This window comes from Corynebacterium sp. ACRPH (assembly GCF_022347285.1).
In the GTDB taxonomy this organism is placed as follows: domain Bacteria; phylum Actinomycetota; class Actinomycetes; order Mycobacteriales; family Mycobacteriaceae; genus Corynebacterium.
In genome coordinates, this window is record NZ_JAKRND010000001.1 from 126,135 (window position 1) to 142,613 (window position 16,479).

Genomic DNA, 16,479 nt, shown 5'->3' on the forward strand with positions numbered 1-16,479 from the left:
GCCAGGGGGCTAGACTTTCACATCATGACCACAAGACCTGAAACCCAGGCAACCCAGGCACGGGCGAGCTCTCCCGTGCTTCAGCTCCGCGACGTAGTCAAAACCTACGGCGAGCGCCGCGCCGTCGACGGGCTGAGCCTTGAGCTGTCCGCCGGACAGGTGCTCGCACTGCTAGGCCCGAACGGCGCAGGCAAAACCACGACCGTCGAAATGTGCGAGGGCTTCATTCGCCCCACCGAGGGCACCATCCGCGTGTTCGGCAAGGATCCGGCCGTCGAGTCGGACGAGGTGCGCAGTCGCATCGGGGTAATGCTGCAAGGTGGCGGCGCCTACCCCGGAATCCGCGTGGGCGAGATGTTGCGGCTGGTGGCGTCATACTCGAAAAACCCCTTGGACCCCGACTGGCTGCTCGAGACCGTCGGGCTGACCGGCCACGAAAAGACACCCTACCGGCGCCTTTCGGGCGGTCAGCAGCAGCGCCTGAGCCTTGCCTGCGCTCTGGTCGGGCGGCCCGAGTTGGTGTTCTTGGACGAGCCGACCGCCGGCCTGGACGCCCAGTCCCGCCTGGCGGTGTGGGATCTGGTGGTCTCGCTGAAGCGCGACGGCGTGGCGGTGGTGCTGACCACCCACCTGATGGACGAGGCTGAGGCGCTGGCCGATCAAGTAGTCATCATTGATTCCGGTCGCGTGGTCGCTTCCGGCACGCCCGAGGAGATGATGTCGAGCCGTGACCCGGACTCCACCGGTGCGTGGCTCGCGGTGCAGGTTGATTCCGACGCCGCACTCTCCGATGTCTCCGCGGCCATTGCCAAGCGCGCGGAGGAGCCGGTGACGGTGGACGAGCTGCGCCCCCGCCACTTCAGGATTGAAGCCCAGGAGCTGAGCCCGCAGTTGGTCGCAGCGGTGGCCGAGGCTTTCGCCGATGAATCTGTGATGATCAGCCAACTCGAGGTCAACAGGCAGTCGCTGGAGGACGTCTTCCTCTCTATCACCGGAAAGGACATCCGCTCATGAGTACCACCAGCCGCTTCGAGCCAGGATTCTTTGCCCCCGCACCCCAGCAGGCGAAGTCCGGCGACATCGTAAAGGCTCAGGCCAAGATCGAATCGCTGTTGTTCTTGCGCCACGGCGAGCAGCAATTGCTATCTATGGTCATTCCGCTGGGGCTGCTTATTGGTCTGACGCTAGTTCCCGGCGATGACGCCTCCCACGCCGTGACCCGCATTTTTCCCATGGCTTTGGCGATTGCGCTGATGGGCGCGGGCTTCACGGGGCAAGCCATCGCGGTGGCCTTCGACCGCCGCTACGGGGCTCTGAAGCGCATCGGCGCGGCGGGTGTGCCCACCTGGGCGCTGATCGCGGGTAAGGTCGTCGCGGTGTGCATCGTGGTGCTGCTGCAGGTGCTGGTGCTTTCCATCGCCTCGTTCGCGCTGGGGTGGCGCCCGGACCTCGTGGGGCTGCCCGCGGCTCTGGTGACGGCGGTGCTCGGAGTTGCGGCCTTCACCAGCCTGGGGCTGCTGCTGGGCGGCACACTGAGCTCGGAGCTGGTGCTGGCGCTGGGCAATACGATCTGGTTCGTTCTGCTGGGCGCGGCTGTGTACGCCACCATGACCACCCCGGCAGGTGAAAACGTCAATGCGCTCTTCATGGCCGTTCCCTCGGTGGCGCTGATGGAAGGCTTCCACACCGCAGTGGTTGCCGGTGGTTTCAACTGGTTGGCACTGCTGAGCCTGGCCGTGTGGGCCGTGATCGGCTCGGTCCTCGCGCTAAAGCTTTTCCGCTTCACCATGGAGAGCGACTAACGCAAGGACGCCTAGCCGCAATTAGCCCCGTCACGTGGGCTTCCGATAGTCTTAAAGGCGTGCTTGAGACTATGAAACAACGCGCCGCGGAGGAGAACAATCCCTTCGTCAGAGCGCTGCTGAAGCTGTACGCCTTTGCACATGCAGCCGACCGCAGGTTTGGCTTCCCTCGGCCCGTTACCGCCCCGACTATCCGGCGCCAGCGGCTCTTCGCCATCATCCTGTTGGCTTGCCAGACGGGAATTACCTTCACCGGCTCTTTGGTGCGCGTTACGGGCTCCGGTTTGGGCTGCGACACGTGGCCGCAGTGCCACCCGGGCTCCCTGTTCCCGGTTGCTGGCTCCGCGCCGTGGATTCACCAATTGATCGAGTTCGGTAACCGCACCCTGACCTTTGTGCTGATCATCGCCGCCCTGGTGTGCTTCATTTCCGTGGTGCGCGCCGCGCGGCGCTCCGCGATTCTCCACCTGGCCTTCATTCAGGGCATTGGCATTATCGTCCAGGCCGTTATTGGTGGCATCACTGTGCACATGGATTTGATGTGGTGGACCGTTGCCCTGCACTTCCTGCCCAGCATGCTGTTGGTCTTCCTGGCAGCGAAGCTGGTGGTGCGCATCGGTGAGCCCGACGATGGCGAGATGCAACCCTTGATGCCACGCCCCCTGCGCATTCTCACCGACGGATCCGCGCTGAGCCTGGCAATCGTCCTGATTACCGGCACCCTGGTGACCGGCGCCGGTCCGCACGCGGGCGATGAGGCGATTCTTCCGGAGCACCGTCTGCAGGTGCCACTCATCGACATGGCGCACATCCACGCCGGTTTCATGTATCTCTACCTGGGTTTGACCGTTGGCTTGCTGGCGGGCGTGTTCGCGCTGAACCTGGAGCACCGCATCAAGACGGCTTCCTACTGGGTGATCGCAGCGATCATTCTGCAGGCGATCGTCGGCATCATGCAGTACTGGCTGGGTGTCCCCCGCTGGTCGGTGCCGATCCACGTTATCGGCTCCGGACTTACCACCGCGGCCACCGGCTTCCTCTGGGCTCTGAAGTACCGCTACAGCGGCGGCAACGCCAGCCTGACGGGTACGACGGCCGGCGACTGCCAGCGTCAGGAGACCGTTGACGCCTAAGACGGCTCAGACAGCACGAAAGACTCAGTCTTTTGAGTTTGAGATGAAGCACAAGGCCGACTGGCTCAGGACGGCCTGGTGATCTTTAGTCGGGAATCTCTCAGCCGAGCACTGCCTGGGCGAGCGTCTGCCAACCCAGCACTGCGTCTACGGAGAGGGCGACGAAGAGGATAGACAGGTAGTTGTTCGACAGGAAGAACAGCTGCATCGGCTTCACCGGCGTACCGTTCTTCACGCCCTGGTGCAGCATGTGAGCCTTGATGATGAACCAGCCGCCGGAGATCAGTGCGGCAGCCAAGTAGATCCAGCTGGCGGCCGGAACCAGCAGAAGCGAGGTGATCACGGTCGCCCAGGTGTAAGCCAGGATCTGACGCGTGACCTGCAGCGGGGGTTTGACCACAGGCATCATGGGCACACCTGCGGCCTCGTAGTCCTCGCGGTAACGCATTCCCAGAGCCCAGGTATGCGGCGGCGTCCAAAAGAAAATAATCATGAACAAAATGAGCGCCTGAAGCCACGAAGACCACCCGGCGTGGAAGGCACCGCCGTTGTTATCGGTGATGACGGCCCAGCCAACAATCACCGGCATGCAGCCCGCAGCACCGCCCCAGATGACGTTCTGCCAGGTACGGCGCTTCAGCCACTTGGTGTAGACGAAAACATAGAACCAGTTCGTCAGCACGATAAAGCCGGCAGCCAGCCACGAGTGGCACAAGAAGCCCAGCCACAGCACAGAGGCAATCAGCAGCACCCAGGCGAAGACGCGAGCCTCCCCGACGGAGACGGTCTGGCGGGCGGTGGGGCGGCGACGGGTGCGGCGCATCAGCTGGTCGATGTCGTGATCGACCACGTTGTTGAACGTGTTAGCCGCGCCGGCGCCCATCCAACCGCCGATGAGTGTGAGAAGGATTAGGCCGAAGTTCACTTCGCCGCGCGCTGCCTGCAACATCGCAGGAATAGTGGCCACCAGCAACAATTCAATGACCCTGGGTTTGGTCAGTGCTAGATACGCCTTGGCCGTCTCAGCGAATGTCTTCACCGGCTGCCTCGCCTCCACCTTCTCGAATATTTTCCGAATCGCGTCTAACGCTACCCGAGCGCGGGGTGCAGGCCGAAACAGAGCCTGCACTCGCCCATCTACATATGGTCGTACGGGAGCTCCAAATAGTTCCCGCGGCCTGCAAGAAATTTTTGCCCCGAGAATCCAGCCTGCAACTGCGCCCATTAGCCACGGCGAGCGACTACGACCATTAGTATGTATGGGGTATTCGGCTTGATGAAGAAAGGCAACTGACAGTGACTCTCTCCCCAGAACAGCAGGCACTCACGGTGCGTAACTACCCGGCGGACTGGACGGAGACCGACACGCGTGCGGTCGACCTTGCCCGTGTGCTGGCCGCAGACGCCGTGGAGAAGTGCGGCTCGGGCCACCCCGGCACGGCAATGAGTCTGGCGCCGCTGGCATATACCCTCTACCAGCGGGTGCTGCGCCACGATCCGCAAGACGTGCACTGGGTAGGTAGGGATCGCTTCGTCCTGTCGGCCGGCCACTCCTCTTTGACCCAGTACATCCAGCTGTACCTGGGCGGCTTCGGGCTGGAGCTGGAGGACCTGCAGGCGCTGCGCACCTGGGACTCCAAGACCCCGGGCCACCCGGAGGTGCACCACACCGATGGCGTGGAGATCACCACCGGCCCGCTGGGCCAGGGTCTAGCATCCGCGGTGGGCATGGCGATGGCTTCACGCCGTGAGCGCGCCCTATTCGACCCGCAGGCACCTGCCGGTGAGTCCCCGTTCGACCACTTCATCTACGTAATCGCCTCCGACGGCGACGTGCAGGAGGGCGTAACCTCCGAGGCTTCCTCCCTGGCGGGCACCCAGCAGCTGGGCAACCTCATTGTCTTCTGGGACGACAACGGCATCTCCATCGAGGACCAGACCGAGATCGCCTTCACCGAGGACGTCTCCGCCCGCTACGCCGCATACGGCTGGCAGACCCTCGAGGTCACCGGCGAGGATGTCGAGGGCATCCTGGACGCAATCGAGCGCGCCAAGGCCGAGACCTCCCGCCCCACCTTCATCCGCCTGCGCAGCGTCATCGCCTACCCCGCCCCGACGAAGATGGATACCGGAGCCTCCCACGGCGCTGCCCTCGGCGCGGAGGAGATCACGGGCATCAAGCAGGCGCTGGACTTCCCGGACGAGCCATTCCCGGTGGAGGACAACGTAATTGCCCACACCCGCGGTTTGATCGATCGTGGCGCGGAGGCGCACAAGCAGTGGCAGGTTCTTTTTGACGCCTGGGCGGAGAACAACCCGGAGAACAAGGCTCTGTTCGACCGTCTGTACTCCCGCGAACTTCCGGAGGGCTTCGATGCCGAGGTTCCCAGCTGGGAGGCCGGCGAGTCCCTGGCTACCCGCAAGGCTTCGGAGGCCACCCTGCAGGCTCTGGGTAAGACCCTGCCGGAGCTGTGGGGCGGTTCTGCCGACCTGGCCGGCTCCACCAACACAATCATTAAGGGCTCCCCGAGCTTCGGGCCGGAGGCCATCAGCACCCGCAACTTCACCGCGGAACCGGGCGGCCGCAACCTGCACTTCGGTATCCGCGAACACGGCATGGTCGCCATCCTGAACGGCATCGCCCTGCACGGCCCGACTCGCCCGTACGGCGCAACGTTCCTGCAGTTCTCCGACTACGCCCGCGGCGCGGTGCGCCTGGGCGCCCTGATGAAGTCGGATGTTTACCACGTGTGGACGCACGACTCCATCGGCCTGGGTGAGGACGGCCCCACCCACCAGCCGGTCGAGCACCTGGCCTCCCTGCGCGCCATCCCCCACCTGGCGGTTATCCGCCCGGCGGACGCCAACGAGACCGCTGCCGGCTGGGTGGCTGCCCTGCAGGCCGAGGAGTCCCCGAAGGCTCTGGTCCTGACTCGCCAGAACGTGCCCGTGCTGGAGGGAACCCAGGACAAGGCCGCCGAGGGCGTGGCCCGCGGCGGCTACGTGCTGGTCGAGGAATCGACGGACACCCCGGAGGTCATCCTGCTGGCCACCGGCTCCGAAGTACAGCTGGCCGTGGAGGCCGCCAAGGAGCTGGAGAGCCAGGGCGTGGGCACCCGCGTGGTTTCCATGCCGGTCATGGAGTGGTTCCTCGAGCAGGATGCCGAGTACCAGGAGCAGGTCCTGCCAAGCAGCGTGACGGCTCGCGTCTCCGTCGAGGCTGGCATCTCCATGCCGTGGCACCGCTTCGTCGGCCTGAACGGCCGCACGGTCTCCCTGGAGCACTACGGCGCTTCGGCGGACTACCAGACGCTCTACCGCGAGTTCGGCATCACTTCCGAGGCAGTCGTCGCCGCCGCGCACGACTCCATCGCGGCGAACAAGTAAACCCCACAACCCCACCCCCACAGCAAGGACTGATTCCTTATATGAGCACCCCCGCCAACATCGACGCACTTGCACAAGCCGGTACCTCCGTATGGCTGGACGACCTGTCCCGCGACCGCCTGCGCACCGGCAACCTCGCCGAGGTCATTGAGAACAAGGGCGTGGTCGGCGTGACCACGAACCCGGCCATCTTCGCCAACGCGATGTCCCAGGGCACGGCCTACGACGAGCAGCTCCGCGAGCTCGCCGCCGCTGGTACCCCTGCCGAAAGCGCGGTGTTCGAGATGGCGGCGGACGACGTGGCGGCCGCCTGCGACGTCTTCCTGCCCATCTACGAGAAGACCGATGGGGTGGATGGCCGAGTCTCCCTCGAGGTGGACCCGCGCCTGGCCAATGAGCGCGAGGCCACCGTCACCCAGGCCAAGGAGCTGGCTGCGAAGGTGGGCCGCGAGAACCTGATGATCAAGATCCCCGCCACGCAGGAGTGCCTGCCCGCCATCACCGACGTGCTGGCCGAGGGCATCAGCGTGAACGTGACCCTGATCTTCTCCGTCAGCCGCTACATCCAGGTCATGGAGGCTTTCATCGCCGGTATTGCCCGCGCTGCCGAGGAGGGCAAGGACCTCACCAAGATCCACTCCGTGGCCAGCTTCTTCGTCTCCCGCGTGGACACCGAAATCGACAAGCGCCTGGATGGCATCGGCACCGACGAGGCCAAGCAGCTCAAGGGCAAGGCGGGCGTGGCTAACGCGCAGCTGGCCTATGCGGCCTTTGAGGAGCGCCTGCTCAACAACCCCGACTGGACCGCGCTGGCCGACAAGGGAGCGCATGTACAGCGACCACTGTGGGCGTCCACCTCAGTAAAGAACCCCGAGTACCCAGACATCCTGTACGTGACCGAGCTGGCCGGACCGCGCACCGTGAACACGATGCCGGAGAACACCCTGGATGCGACGATAGACCACGGCGAGATCCGCGGCGATTCCCTCAGCGGTACAGCGGAGGACGCACGCGCAGTCTTCGCCGGCCTGGACGCGGTGGGCGTAAACCTGGCCGAGGTGTGGACCGTGCTGGAGGACGAGGGCGTGGAGAAGTTCGTGGACTCCTGGAACGAGCTGCTGGACACCCTCTCCGCGCAGCTAGAAGCCAAGTAGCTCAAAACAGCTCGACCGGCACTCACCCACCCACCAACCAAGGAAAATAGGACTTTAGACAAGTGCAACTTCCCTTTTCCGCCGAGGAATGGCGCAACCCGTTACGCGACGAATTGGATAAGCGCCTGCCGCGCATCGCCGGCCCCTGCGGCCTGGTGATCTTCGGCGTAACCGGCGACCTGGCGCGCAAGAAGCTGCTGCCCGCCGTCTACGACCTGGCGAACCGCGGCCTGCTGCCACCCGGCTTCAGCCTGATCGGCTACGGCCGCCGGGACTGGTCGAAGGAGCAGTTCGAGGAGCAGGTTCTGGAGTGCGTCAAGGATCGCGCGCGCACCCCGTGGCGCCAGAACGTGTGGGATCGCCTCGCCGAGGGCATCTTCTTCGTCACCGGCGACTTCACCACCGATTCTGCTTTTGACGCCCTCGCGGAGAAAACCCGGGAGATCGACAACGAACGCGGCACCGCCGGCAACTGGGCTTATTACCTGTCCGTCCCGCCGGACCACTTCCCCAGCGTATGCCACCAACTCGAGCGCTCGGGGCTGGCCAAGCCGGATCCGGAGCTGGGCGAGCTGCACAACGGCTGGCGCCGCGTGGTCATTGAGAAGCCCTTCGGCCACGATGAGCAGTCGGCCCACGAACTCAATGAGATCGTGAACAGCGTGTTCCCGGAATCCAGCGTGTTCCGCATCGACCACTACCTGGGCAAGGAGACGGTGCAGAACATCCTGGCGCTGCGCTTCGCCAACCAGCTGTTCGATCCGATGTTCAACGCGCACTACGTGGACCACGTGCAGATCACCATGGCCGAGGACATTGGCCTGGGCGGACGCGCTGGGTACTACGACGGCATCGGCGCGGCCCGCGACGTGATTCAGAACCACCTGCTGCAGCTGCTGGCGCTGATCGCCATGGAGGAGCCGGTGACGTTCAACCCGGAGGAGCTGCAGGCGGAGAAGGTGAAGGTGCTGCGCGCAACCACCCCGGTGGGGCCTTTCGCACAAACCACGGCCCGCGGGCAGTACACCTCTGGCTGGCAGGGCTCGATCCCGGTGAAAGGGCTGCGCCAAGAGGACGACTTCGACCCGGAGTCCACCACGGAGACCTACGCTGCCGCGACCTTCGAGATCTCCTCCCGTCGCTGGGCCGGGGTGCCGTTCTACCTGCGTACCGGCAAGCGGTTGGGGCGCCGCGTGACGGAGATCGCCATCGTGTTCAAGGAGGCTCCGCACCTGCCGTTCGGCCCGGGCCAGACTACCGCCCAGGGCAACAACATGCTGGTCATTCGTGTGCAGCCCGAGGAGGGCGTGCTGGTGCGCTTCGGCTCCAAGGTGCCGGGCTCGGCCATGGAAGTCCGCGACGTGAACATGGACTTCAGCTACTCCGAGTCCTTCACCGAGGAATCCCCCGAGGCCTACGAGCGCCTGATCCTGGATGCCCTGCTGGACGAGGCGAGCCTGTTCCCCACTAACGAGGAAGTGGAGCTCTCCTGGAAGATCCTGGATCCGATCCTGGACCACTGGGCCCTTCACGGGCGCCCGGAAGACTACCCCGCCGGCACGTGGGGGCCGAAGGGCGCCGAAGAGATCCTGTCCCGGTCCGGGCGGCAGTGGCGTCGCCCTTAGAACCTTTTTCGTTCCCCCACCTACCCCTCCGACCGCGCGAGGAGCGCTCACTAAACGCCCATGATCATCGACCTTCCGAACACCAAGACCAAAGACATCGAGCGGCGCATCCGCGCGCTGCGTGAGGAACGCGGCGACGTCACGAGCGGGCGCGTGCTTACTCTCATCGTCGTCACCAGTGAGGACGACGATCTCGACCGCATCATCAGCTCCACCCACGACGCTTCCCGCGAGCACCCCGCCCGCGTGATCGTGCTGGTCACGCACCGCAGCGAGGAGTCTCTGCTGGACGCGCAGCTGCGCATTGGCGGCGATGCGGGCGCCTCCGAGATCATCATCATGCACCTGCACGGCGAGCTGTCCGCCAACCGCGCCTCCGTCGTGACTCCCCTGCTGCTGCCCGACACTCCTATCGTGGCCTGGTGGCCTGGCACTGGGCCACGCAACCCGGCGGCCGACCCCATCGGTGCGCTGGCGACCCGCCGCATAACCGACTCGTTGACGGACGAGGATGAAGATGCCCTCTACCGCCGTCGCATGACTTACACCCGCGGGGATTCGGACATGGTGTGGAGCCGCATCACCCTGTGGCGTGGGCTCCTGGCCTCCGCGCTGGACCAGCCGCCGCACCACCCGATCGTGTCCGCCGAGGTGTGGGGGCCGAAGCACGACCCGTCCGTGGACATCGCCGCCGGCTGGCTGGCCGAGCGCCTGGATGTGCCGTTGACCAGGCACGTTACGGTCGATGGGCGCTATGGCGAGGACGCGGAGGGCAATCGCCTGATCTCTATCGAAAAGGCGGTGCTGCACCGCCAGGTGGGGGCCATTGAGGTTGAGGCTATTGACGCCAACACGGTATCGCTGACCGTCGGCGACCAGAAGTCCATGGTCACCCTCGGCAGGCGTGCACTGGCCGATTGCCTGGCCGAGGAGCTGCGCCACCTGGATCCGGACTACGCCTTCGGGCATGCCCTCCGCGGCCTGGTGCGCGTGAACCGCCCGGACCGCGGTCCCCGCACTTCCCAGTATCGTGGCGCGCAAACCCCCGGGCCGCAGGAGGACAAGCTGGACCGCTGGACCTCCCGCGATGCCCGCGAAACCTATAACACCTTCGATGGTCAGGAGTCTCTACGATGAAGCCCACGCAGAATAGCCGCCGCACCGCAGTTGTCAGCGACAAGACGGGGGTGGAGCTGCGCCCCCGCGACAACAAGCAGGATCTCGCAACCGCCGCGGCCCGCGAGTTCATCAACACCGTGGCGGAATTGCAGCGCACCGGGGATACCGTGACGGGCGACGGCATGGTCCGCGTGGTGCTGACCGGCGGCGGGGCGGGCATCGACACCCTGGCGGAGATCGCCGCCCTGGATCACGCAGCGCAGCAGACGGCGGAGGACTTCCCCGTCACCGCGATCGACTGGTCCCAGGTATATGTTTTCTTCGGCGACGAGCGCTTCCTGGCCGCCGGCGACCCGGAGCGAAACGACAAGCAGGCCTTCGATGCACTGCTGCGCCATGTGAACATCCCCTCGCTGAACGTGTTCCGTGTCCCAGCCCTGGCCGCCGGCGAGGAGGCCGACGGCCCGGCGCTGGATTCCGCCGCCGAGTTCTACGGCAAGACGGTGGATCAGGTGGCCCCCGAGGGCTTCGACATTCACCTGCTGGGGATGGGGCCGGAGGGGCACATCAACTCGCTGTTCCCGCACACCGACGCGCTACTGCACGCCGAGGGTTCGGTGGTCGCGGTGCGCGAGTGCCCGAAGCCCCCGGCGGAGCGCATCAGCCTGACCATGCAGGCGGTTAATCGCTCCCGGCAGGTGTGGTTGCTGGTCAGCGGCGAGGAAAAGAAAGAAGCTGCGGGCCAGGTGTTTAACGGCGGCAATGGCGCCGAGTGGCCCGCAGCATTGGCCTCCGGAACGGAGGCGACGCTGCTGTGGGTTGACGAGGCCGCCAACCCGCTGCTTTAAGTTGTTTAAGCGGTCTGGCTGCTAGGCCAGGCCGTAGTGCAGAACCAGGTTCAGGCCGATCAGGGCCAGCAGCCAGATCACTGCGGTACCCACGGTCAGGCGATCCAGGTTCTTCTCCGCCACGGTGGAACCGGACAGGTTGGACTGCATGCCGCCACCGAACAGGCTGGACAGGCCGCCGCCCTTACCCTTGTGCAGCAACACGGAAAGGCCCATCAGCAAGCTGGTGATAACCAGGATGATCTGCAGCGTTAGGATCAATGCCCTACCCTCAACTCTTCTTTTGAAATCGACTAACTAAAACTTTCAATTAACACCACGAATTTACCCGCTGTAGCCCCCGCGTGACAACCTGCCACGCGGGGTGCGGCGTACTAGCTCCCTTGCTATCTCGAGTTACCTAACCCGAGTTGCGCAGCGCGGTGGCCAGACCGTTCATCGTTAGCTGGATGCCGGAGCGCACGCTATCGGAATCGTCGCCGGCGCGGAAGCGGCGCAGCAGCTCCACCTGCAGCAGGTTCAGCGGCACCAGGTACGGGAATCGGTTGCGCACGGAGCTGACCAGCTCTGGGTTGTCCGCCAGCAGGGTTTCCCGCTCGGTGATCTGCAGGAACATATCCACAGTCAGCTTGTACTCCTCGACGATCACGCCGAAGATTCGCTCCGCCGCTTCCCTATCGCCCACCAGCTCGGAGTACAGCTGCGCGATGGAAAGGTCCGCCTTCGACATCACCTGGGCCATATTAGAAAGCACCGAGTCAAAGAAAGGCCAGCGCCTGTGGAGCTCCCGCAGGTAGTTGAGGCGCGAGGTGGCGTCACCAGAAACAGAAGAACCATCCTCGATCCACCGCTTCAGGGCACTGCCCACGCCGAACCAACCGGGCAGCATCACGCGCGACTGCGACCAGCTGAGCACCCACGGGATGGCGCGCAGATCCGAGACCGCGGTGGTCTGCTTGCGCGAGGAGGGGCGGGAGCCGATGTTCAGGCTGCCGATCTCCGCCAGCGGCGTAGAGGTGGTGAAGTACTCGATGAAGCCCGGATCCTCGTGCATGAGTGCGGAGTAGGCCTTCCTCGATTCCTCCGCGATCTGCCGCATGGTTTCGAAGGCGACGTCCGGATCGTTGAGATCGTCGACGGGCAGCAGGCTGGCCTCCAGGGTGGCGGCCACTAGGGCCTCCAGGTTGCGGGAGGCGTTGGCGGGGTCGCCGTACTTGGCGGAGATGATCTCGCCCTGCTCGGTGATGCGCACCGCACCCTGCACCGCGCCCTTCGGCTGCGCCAGGATTGCGTCGTAGGAAGGGCCGCCGCCGCGTCCGACGGTGCCACCACGCCCGTGGAACAGGCGCAGAAACAGCCCGGCCTCGCGGGAGGCCTCGACCAGCGCCAACTCCGCGTCGTACAGCGCCCAGTTGGCGGCGAAGTAGCCCCCGTCCTTGTTGGAATCGGAGTAGCCGAGCATGATCTCCTGGATATCGCCGCGCCCCGCTACGTAGTTGCGGTACAGCGGCAACTGCCAGAGCTGGCGCATGATGTCCGCACCACCGGAGAGGTCATCGATCGTCTCAAACAACGGGATGATGTCCACGGACCCCTGCGGGTTCTCGCCGTTCGCCTGGATCAGACCGACTTCCTTCAGCAGGATCATCGGCTCGATCACGTCGGAGACGGACGAGGCCATCGAGATAATGCAATGTGGCACCACCTCCACGCCGAACTTCTTGGCAGCCTGCGCCGCGGCGCGGAAGATGCCCAGCTCGCGGGCCGTCTCCTCCGACCATTCGGCCTCCGGATCGGATAGGGGCCGCGGGCTGGCCAGCTCGGTCAGCAGCAACTCCACCTTCGCGTCCTCGTCCAACTCGGCGTAGTTCTCCGCCACGCCTGCGCGGGCGAAGACTTCCGTCAGCACGTTCTCGAAGCTCTCGGAGTTCTGGCGCAGGTCCAGCGAGTACAGGTTGAAGCCGAAGGTCTCCACGGCTTCCCGCAGATCCGCCAGGGTGTGATCGGCCAGCAGGTCGTCCATGGAATGGCGCAGGGCCTGATCCACCGTGTCGATGTCCGCCAGCAGCTCCGCCGGGTTGGCATAGGGCTCGTGGCCCTTGTGGATGCCTCCGGAGACCACCGGCTCGCCCAGGGTGTGCTTGGCCGTGGCAGCCACCCGCCCACGCATACCGTGGAGGGCGCGGCGGAAGGGCTCGTCCACGCGGGAAGGCACGTCGTTGCGCCCACGGTCGGCCAGCTGCTCCAGCGCTTCGGTCGTGTCAATGAACTTGGAGGACAAGCTGAGCTCGTGCTCCAGCGCGTAGATGGTCTTCTGGTAGTGGTCGAAGATAGTGCGAGCGGCGAAGGTCGTGGCTATGCTCACCGTTTCCGCCGTCACGTACGGGTTGCCGTCGTGGTCACCGCCGATCCACGAGCCGGGGCGCGCGACCGCGGTACGGGGCACCACGTCGCCGTATTGCTCCTTCATGTGCTCGTTCACGCGGCGGTTGATGGCCGGGATCTCGCTGAGCAGGCTGATGCCGTAGTAGCGCAGCCCCACCTTGATCTCGTCCTCGATGCGCGGACGCACGCTGCGGATCAGGGAAGTCTGCCACAGCAGCGTCATCCTGCGGCGGATCACCAGCTCGATCTCGGCCAGCTGGCGTGCCGAACGCACCGAATCGGGGTTGAGCTTCAGCTCCTTGAGCACCCGTGCGCGCCGACGCATCATTTTGATTATGTCGGTCTGCACGTCGAACACGGTCCGGCGGCGGGTCTCCGTCGGGTGCGCCGTCAGTACCGGCGCTACCAGGGCGTTCGCCATGGTCTCGGCGACCTTCTCCACCGGCACCTCGCGGTTGTGCAGTTCCTGCCAGGTGTAGGCCAGCGTGGAGCGCGGCGCGGTGTTGCCGCGGTCCTCCTCGAGGTCGCGCACCCGCTCGACGTACAGGTCTTCTGCCAGGTTAGCCATCAGCGCAAAGTGCGAGAACGCGCGGATAACCGGCAGCGCCTTTTCTGTCGGCAGCGTGTTGAACTGCTCGGCGAGCTCCTCAATAGGCATCTCACCGTAGCGCAGGTCGAACGCCGCGCTGCGGGTGTTTTCGATCAGGTTGAAGGTGTAGTCGCCCTCCTGCTCGCGGATGACCTCACCCAAGATGCGCCCCAGGTAGCGGGTATCGTCCCGCACCGTTGGGCTGATCTCGGGGTGGGCAATCTCCTCGGGAGCGACGGGAATTGCGGTGCCGCGGATCGTGTCTTTGCTCATCTCTATCGCTTCTTAAGCGGTTGCCTTAGCCGCTGCGGCAGCTAGACGGGCAAAGTCTTCGCCGTCTAGTGACGCCCCGCCGACCAGACCGCCATCGACGTCAGGCTGGCTGACCAGCTCTCCGACGGAGTCGGTCTTCACGGAACCGCCGTAGAGGATGCGGATACCAGCGGCAACCTCCTCGCCCGCCAGCTCTGCAACGAGCGCGCGGATGGCGTGGCAGACTTCCTGCGCGTCCTCGGCGGAGGCAACCTTGCCGGTGCCGATGGCCCAGACCGGCTCGTAGGCGATGACCGTCTTGGCCAAATCTTCCGCGGACAGGCCGGCCAGGGAGGCCTTGGTCTGCTCCTTGACGAACTCGACGTGCTCACCCTTTTCACGGATGTCCAGCTGCTCGCCGACGCACACGATTGGCTGCAGCTCGCTATCCAGTGCGGCGCGGGCCTTGGCTGCCACTACCTCGTCGGTTTCCCTGTGGTACTGGCGGCGCTCCGAGTGGCCGACGATGGCCCAGGTGCAGCCGAGCTTCTGCAGCATCGCGCCGGAGACCTCGCCGGTGTAGGCGCCGGAGGCGTGCTGGGAAACATCCTGGCCGCCGTAGGTGATGGCCAGCTTGTCCCCGTCGACCAGGGTCTGCACGGAGCGGATGTCGGTGAACGGTGGGATGAAGGCCACGTCAACGGACTCGTAGTATTCCTTCGGCAGTGCGAAGACGAACTTCTGGACGACCTGCATGGCCTCCAGGTGGTTCAGGTTCATCTTCCAGTTGCCGGCGATTAGGGGCTTGCGTGCGGTCATGAAAGTCTATGCCTCTCTAGTTCTTTCTAGATCTGGTTCTTTCTAGATGGCTGCTGCTTGGCGCAGCTTGTTCTTGTTGCAAACGTCGGGGGCTGCTTTAGCTCTCCAGGACGGAAACGCCGGGCAGCTCCTTGCCCTCCAGGAACTCCAGGGAGGCGCCGCCGCCGGTGGAGATGTGGGAGAAGCCCTCCTCGTCCAGCCCCAGGGTGCGCACAGCTGCAGCCGAGTCGCCGCCGCCGACGACCGAGAAAGCACCCGCAGCGGTGGCGTCAATAATCGCCTGAGCAACACTGCGCGTACCCTCAGCGAACGCAGGGAACTCGAATACGCCCATCGGGCCGTTCCAGAAGACGGTCTTGGACTTGGAGAGAACCTCGGCGAAGGCCTTGACGGACTCCGGGCCGATGTCCAGGCCCATCCAGCCCGCCGGGATGGAGTTCAGGTCGACGGTGCGGTGGTCAGCGTCCTTGTCGAAGCGCTCTGCGACCACAACGTCGGTAGGCAGCGCGATGACGTCGCCGAAGCGCTCCAGCAGGTCCTTGCAGGTGTCGATCATGTCTTCCTGCAGCAGGGAGCCGCCGACCTCGTAGTCCTTGGCAGCGAGGAAGGTGAAGCACATGCCGCCGCCGATGATGAGGTTGTCCACGCGCGGGGCGAGAGCCTCGATGACGCCCAGCTTGTCAGAGACCTTGGATCCACCCAGCACGACGGCGTAGGGCTTCTCCGGGTTCTCCGACACCTTGCGCAGCACGTTCAGCTCGGCCTCCACCAGGCCGCCGGCGTAGTGCGGCAGCTTCTTAGCCACGTCGTACACGGAGGCCTGCTTGCGGTGAACCACGCCGAAGCCGTCGGAGACGAAGGCGCCGTTGTCGCCGGTCAGGGCTGCCAGCTCGGCGGCGAACTCTGTTCGCTCAGCCTCGTCCTTCGAGGTTTCACGGGCATCGAAACGGACGTTTTCCAGCAGCAGAATGTCACCGTCGTCCAGGCCGTTGGCGCGCTCGTGGGCATCCTCGCCCGTGACGTCGGTGGCCAGCGGTACCCACTGGTCCAGGCGCTCGGCCAGAGCCTCGGCGACAGGGGCCAGGGAGAACTCTTCCTTGAACTCGCCCTTTGGGCGGCCCAGGTGGGCGGAGACGACGACGCGGGCGCCGGCTTCCAGCAGAGCCTTCAGTGTGGGCACGGAGGCATCGATGCGACCCGGGTCGGTGATGTTGCCGTCGGACAGCGGGACGTTCAGGTCAGCGCGGACCAGGACGTGGCGGCCCTGTACGCCCTCGTTGATCAGATCTTGAACGGTCTTGATGGCCATGGGAAGCTCCTTGAATTTTCTGCTGGGGTTGATTCTTATGGGGTTAAAGCGGGTTTG

The 16,479-nt window shown here is 65.0% G+C and carries 13 protein-coding genes; 8 read left to right on the forward strand and 5 right to left on the reverse strand.

Translation table 11 applies throughout. The features are described from left to right. Positions 1 to 24 precede the first annotated feature (24 nt). From MHX66_RS00595 to MHX66_RS00605, 3 genes are all read left to right on the forward strand, one after another. On the forward strand, positions 25 to 1,014 hold the full coding sequence (locus MHX66_RS00595) for an ABC transporter ATP-binding protein (protein WP_239198456.1): 990 nt from the start codon (positions 25 to 27) through the stop codon (positions 1,012 to 1,014). Next, entirely contained in the window at positions 1,011 to 1,802 is a 792-nt protein-coding gene (locus MHX66_RS00600; protein WP_239198459.1) for an ABC transporter permease, read from the forward strand. Before MHX66_RS00595 ends, MHX66_RS00600 begins: the two co-directional genes overlap by 4 nt. A gap of 71 nt (positions 1,803 to 1,873) precedes the next feature. Further along, positions 1,874 to 2,935, forward strand: a complete 1,062-nt coding sequence (locus MHX66_RS00605) for a heme A synthase (RefSeq protein ID WP_239198644.1) — start codon at positions 1,874 to 1,876, stop codon at positions 2,933 to 2,935. A 100-nt stretch (positions 2,936 to 3,035) separates the two neighbouring features. Here MHX66_RS00605 and MHX66_RS00610 read toward each other — a convergent pair whose 3' ends face one another. Continuing rightward, on the reverse strand, positions 3,036 to 3,992 hold the full coding sequence (locus MHX66_RS00610) for a heme o synthase (RefSeq protein WP_239198462.1): 957 nt from the start codon (positions 3,990 to 3,992) through the stop codon (positions 3,036 to 3,038). A gap of 239 nt (positions 3,993 to 4,231) precedes the next feature. On the opposite strand from MHX66_RS00610, the gene tkt reads away from it, so the two are divergent. From tkt to pgl, 5 genes are all read left to right on the forward strand, one after another. Next, positions 4,232 to 6,322, forward strand: coding sequence for a transketolase (gene tkt, locus MHX66_RS00615; protein WP_239198465.1), 2,091 nt, complete (start codon positions 4,232 to 4,234; stop codon positions 6,320 to 6,322). A gap of 41 nt (positions 6,323 to 6,363) precedes the next feature. Further along, positions 6,364 to 7,476, forward strand: a complete 1,113-nt coding sequence (tal, locus tag MHX66_RS00620; protein WP_239198468.1) for a transaldolase — start codon at positions 6,364 to 6,366, stop codon at positions 7,474 to 7,476. A 62-nt stretch (positions 7,477 to 7,538) separates the two neighbouring features. Further along, a complete protein-coding gene (zwf, locus tag MHX66_RS00625; protein ID WP_239198471.1) occupies positions 7,539 to 9,101 on the forward strand; it encodes a glucose-6-phosphate dehydrogenase in 1,563 nt (520 codons plus the stop codon). A 60-nt stretch (positions 9,102 to 9,161) separates the two neighbouring features. Then, positions 9,162 to 10,238, forward strand: coding sequence for a glucose-6-phosphate dehydrogenase assembly protein OpcA (locus MHX66_RS00630; RefSeq protein WP_239198474.1), 1,077 nt, complete (start codon positions 9,162 to 9,164; stop codon positions 10,236 to 10,238). Continuing rightward, entirely contained in the window at positions 10,235 to 11,068 is an 834-nt protein-coding gene (gene pgl / locus MHX66_RS00635) for a 6-phosphogluconolactonase (protein WP_239198477.1), read from the forward strand. Before MHX66_RS00630 ends, pgl begins: the two co-directional genes overlap by 4 nt. A 21-nt stretch (positions 11,069 to 11,089) precedes the next feature. Here the strand turns inward: pgl and secG are convergent, their stop codons facing one another. The 4 genes from secG to pgk all read right to left on the reverse strand — a co-directional run bounded on the left by secG (position 11,090) and on the right by pgk (position 16,422). Further along, positions 11,090 to 11,329 carry a preprotein translocase subunit SecG gene (gene secG, locus MHX66_RS00640; RefSeq protein WP_034987982.1) on the reverse strand — a complete coding sequence of 80 codons (240 nt, stop codon included), beginning with the start codon at positions 11,327 to 11,329 and terminating at the stop codon, positions 11,090 to 11,092. A gap of 139 nt (positions 11,330 to 11,468) precedes the next feature. Further along, a complete protein-coding gene (gene ppc / locus MHX66_RS00645) occupies positions 11,469 to 14,249 on the reverse strand; it encodes a phosphoenolpyruvate carboxylase (protein ID WP_239198647.1) in 2,781 nt (926 codons plus the stop codon). Positions 14,250 to 14,327: 78 nt separating this feature from the next. After that, complete coding sequence (gene tpiA / locus MHX66_RS00650) at positions 14,328 to 15,113, reverse strand: triose-phosphate isomerase (protein WP_239198479.1); 786 nt, start codon at positions 15,111 to 15,113, stop codon at positions 14,328 to 14,330. Positions 15,114 to 15,210: 97 nt separating this feature from the next. After that, positions 15,211 to 16,422 (reverse strand): phosphoglycerate kinase, encoded by a 1,212-nt coding sequence (gene pgk, locus MHX66_RS00655; protein WP_239198482.1) that lies wholly within the window; start codon positions 16,420 to 16,422, stop codon positions 15,211 to 15,213. Positions 16,423 to 16,479 lie beyond the last annotated feature (57 nt).

What these genes read in the sequence shown, in the direction of transcription:
- MHX66_RS00605 (WP_239198644.1), top strand. Translation starts at nt 1,874, where the DNA reads ATGAAACAACGCGCCGCGGAGGAGAACAATCCCTTCGTCAGAGCGCTG.
- pgk (WP_239198482.1), bottom strand. Translation starts at nt 16,422, where the DNA reads ATGGCCATCAAGACCGTTCAAGATCTGATCAACGAGGGCGTACAGGGC.
- MHX66_RS00630 (WP_239198474.1), top strand. Translation starts at nt 9,162, where the DNA reads ATGATCATCGACCTTCCGAACACCAAGACCAAAGACATCGAGCGGCGC.
- tal (WP_239198468.1), top strand. Translation starts at nt 6,364, where the DNA reads ATGAGCACCCCCGCCAACATCGACGCACTTGCACAAGCCGGTACCTCC.
- MHX66_RS00595 (WP_239198456.1), top strand. Translation starts at nt 25, where the DNA reads ATGACCACAAGACCTGAAACCCAGGCAACCCAGGCACGGGCGAGCTCT.
- tpiA (WP_239198479.1), bottom strand. Translation starts at nt 15,113, where the DNA reads ATGACCGCACGCAAGCCCCTAATCGCCGGCAACTGGAAGATGAACCTG.
- pgl (WP_239198477.1), top strand. Translation starts at nt 10,235, where the DNA reads ATGAAGCCCACGCAGAATAGCCGCCGCACCGCAGTTGTCAGCGACAAG.
- MHX66_RS00600 (WP_239198459.1), top strand. Translation starts at nt 1,011, where the DNA reads ATGAGTACCACCAGCCGCTTCGAGCCAGGATTCTTTGCCCCCGCACCC.